The organism is Phyllobacterium sp. P5_D12, assembly GCF_054049495.1.
This window is the reverse complement of record NZ_JBFUMG010000523.1, coordinates 1-3,127: the sequence shown is the minus strand read 5'-3', so window position 1 is coordinate 3,127 and position 3,127 is coordinate 1. Positions and strand designations below refer to the sequence as shown.

Below are 3,127 nucleotides of genomic sequence, written 5' to 3'. Positions count from 1 at the left end.
AGTTCGACCTTGGCTATCATACCAAACACGTCGATACGATCTTCAAGCGCGTGTTTGGCTCAACCGGCAGCAACTAAATTAAAGCCACGGGTTGATAAAAGCATTCCGGATTCGAGGATTCTTGCACAGGAATTGATCATTCCTGAGTGTGAATCGGACAAAGTTGCGCAATTCGCCCCGTCCAAATAGCGGTTGCATCAAGTGAAACAGCGAAAAACCGCCAGTAAGAACGGGATGGTTCGCGAAATTAATTGAACGAGCGTTCGATTAATTTTTCCGGGATTTTGCGTGCTGACGTTGTGATTGGTTGAAACGCCGTAACGGCGGGTACGGAGCTCTCGCTTTATCATCAAATACCTGCCTCTCCGTCATCCTCGGGCTCGACCCGAGGACTCAGGCAAAGGAGCGAGGCGATATCCACCATTGTGGCGGCATCCAGTCATTGAAAAATGGTGAGGCAGCTTATCACCGAGAAATCGTCCGGCTGGATTCAGTGGGAGCACGACACGATCACATAGCGCTGCTCGGCCTTGGGTCCTCGGGTCAAGCCCGAGGATGACGGAGAGGTGGTAATCCAGGACGAAGGAGGTCGCGTAAGCCGCAACTAACCCTTTGCCGGAACGATCCTGATGACATTGCCCCAGGGGTCAACGACCTCACGTTCGTCCTTGGCATCGGCGGAGCTAAACTCGGCCCAGGCCAACCCGGAGCGATCATTGTCGCGGCGCCCTGCCCCGCGGCTCTGCCATGAATTGGCCGCGACGTGGTGATGGTAACCGCCGGTCGACATAAACACGGCACTGCCGCCAAACCCGGCAACCGTCTGCAACCCGAGCTCATTCTGCCACCAGCTTTCGGCCTCCTTGGCGTTACCGACGCGCAGGTGCAGATGGCCAACCATCGTCCCGTCGGGAGCCATGTCGAAAGGCACCTCGTTGCCGGGTTCGCCGAGCAGATTGCCAACGTCGAGCGCCTCGGTGCCCATCTGCACGGATGAGCCGTTCCACTTCCAGCTCTCATGTGGACGGTCAGCATAAATTTCAACGCCGTTGCCTTCCGGATCGGTCAGATAGATGGCCTCGCTGACCAGATGGTCGGAAGCGCCGACGATCGGCGTGCGCTTGTCAATTGCCCGCCGGGCCCAGCGGGCGAGATCGGCACGCGCCGGCAAGAGAAAAGCTGTGTGGTAGAGGCCGGCGCTGTGCGGATCATCGGCACGGATGGCCGAGGCCTGCTCGATCTCGAGCAGAGGCGTTTCRCCAGCACCAAGAATGACCGACTGGCCCTTGCGCGAAATCTCGCGCAGGCCAACAACATCCTCATAATATTTCGCCAGTGCATCGGCATCCCTGGCCTTGATGCCAACCTTCGACACGTGGGTCGGCGCTGTCGCTGCAAAGGAAATCTTGTCCATTTTTGTCTCCGCACGGGTACTTCCCGTCGATACAGCAAGGGCGGCAGCGCCAACAACTACATTCCGGCGCGTGAGCTTCATACCCATCCCCTCGCAACATATCAGTTTCGTTATCGGTAAGGTCGGATTTATCGAGGCCCGAAACAAGCCCGGCCCGAGCGAACAGCTTGTTCACAAATGATGAACTAAGCGGCGGCCATTGTTTACACCATTAGGGAGGTAGGGTGCTCGCCCGTGCTGTCTTACTCTACCGGGTAAGGCCCCTCGGTAAAGTTTTCTGGGTGGTAGCCCTTGGACCCGATCAAGCGCGCCAAGGGACTGCGCATATCCTCGCCTGCTTTCAGCCGTCCGACGAGACACCGGAAATCATATTCCGGCTGCCAGCCGAGTTCTGTCCGCGCCCGCTCATTGACATAGACGCGGTCAATGCTCGGCAGCATTTTCCAGCCGCGCTGCGCAAACTCTGCCGCGTATTCGGGCACACGGCGCTGCACTGCGCGCGGGGCATCGGTGCGCAAATCAGCCAGATCGTCTGGTGTGAAAGGCGTCGTCGCGCTGATGATATAACGGCGAAAACCGAATGCAGGCGCCTTTTCGGCAGCCAGAAGATGCGCGCTGACGATGTCCTCGATATCCACCCGGCGGTAGAGAAACTCATTCAGCTTGATGTTTTCATCGGCAAAGCCGCTGCGCACGTCCTTGTCGTCGTCCTCTTCCGGGAAAAACCGCGACGTGCGCAACACCATCGTCGCCAAGCGCTGGTTGCGATGAAACAGCTGGCAAAGGTCTTCGGCCGCCGCCTTGGTCACCCCATAGATGTTCTTGGGGACAGGCCGCACATCCTCGGTAATCCAGGCGGCAGGTGCACCTTCGGGTGGCACCAGCGCATCGCCAAAGACACTCGTCGTACTGGTATAGATGAAGGATTTGACGCCCGCTGCCACCGCTTCTTCCAGAAGGTTCAAGGTGCCCGCGATATTGGTATCGACGAAATCCTGCCGCATGTGCGTGCCGACATGCGGCTTGTGCAGCGTGGCCGCATGAAAGACAGTCTCGACACCCGCCATGCAGCGTTTGACGAAAGGCCGGTCGGCTATAGAACCGACATGGATGGTGAACGGTCCTGCCGCGATATCGAGCCCCGCGACCTCTCGTCCTCTGCCCTGCAATGTGCGCACCAGTGCCTCGCCCAGATGGCCGGAACTGCCTGTCACCAATATCGTCATGATTGCGTCATTCCTCCCAGAACTGAATCGGATGAAGGTTAGCATTGGGAACAATCGGGAGTGAAGGGTGGCGGCACGGGGCGAAGAGATAGTCACTGGCCTGCCAGTGCGAGGCCATCCGGAATTCGTGGCGGAACGGCCTTACTATCGCCAGACAGCGGGTATTGCATCGTGGCATCTTTGAGTTTACGGCCTAAAATGAGTGCCAGTCTCACACGGCGAGGGTAATATTATGAACGACTTTTATGTCGGACAGAAAGTCGTTTGTATCGACGACAAATTCAAGAATGTCAGCATCGATCAAATCATCCGAAAAGGCCAAATCTACACCATCCGCTGGATTGGCATGTACCAGCACTACGTCGATGGCGAATTCGTCGGCATCAAGGTCGAGGAGATCCACCGTGGCAACGACGACGGCCCCGAGGGCTATGGCGCTGCCGACATGCCTTACCGCGCGTCCCGTTTTCGGCCATTGGTGAAAGAC

At 57.6% G+C, this 3,127-nt stretch carries 3 protein-coding genes; 1 reads left to right on the top strand and 2 read right to left on the bottom strand.

The window, feature by feature from the left end; translation table 11 throughout:
- Window positions 1-604: 604 nt before the first annotated feature.
- Window positions 605-1,414, bottom strand: a complete 810-nt coding sequence (locus ACXJ5O_RS22880) for a VOC family protein (protein ID WP_457301909.1) — start codon at window positions 1,412-1,414, stop codon at window positions 605-607.
- Window positions 1,415-1,656: 242 nt separating this feature from the next.
- Window positions 1,657-2,640 (bottom strand): NAD-dependent epimerase/dehydratase family protein, encoded by a 984-nt coding sequence (locus ACXJ5O_RS22875; RefSeq protein ID WP_457301908.1) that lies wholly within the window; start codon window positions 2,638-2,640, stop codon window positions 1,657-1,659.
- Window positions 2,641-2,869: 229 nt separating this feature from the next.
- On the opposite strand from ACXJ5O_RS22875, the gene ACXJ5O_RS22870 reads away from it, so the two are divergent.
- Window positions 2,870-3,127: CAP-Gly domain protein (locus tag ACXJ5O_RS22870; RefSeq protein ID WP_457301910.1), on the top strand; the 258-nt coding region annotated here is incomplete at its 3' end.

Coding starts and splice junctions, on each gene's coding strand:
- ACXJ5O_RS22875 (WP_457301908.1), bottom strand. CDS start 2,640: ATGACGATATTGGTGACAGGCAGTTCCGGCCATCTGGGCGAGGCACTG.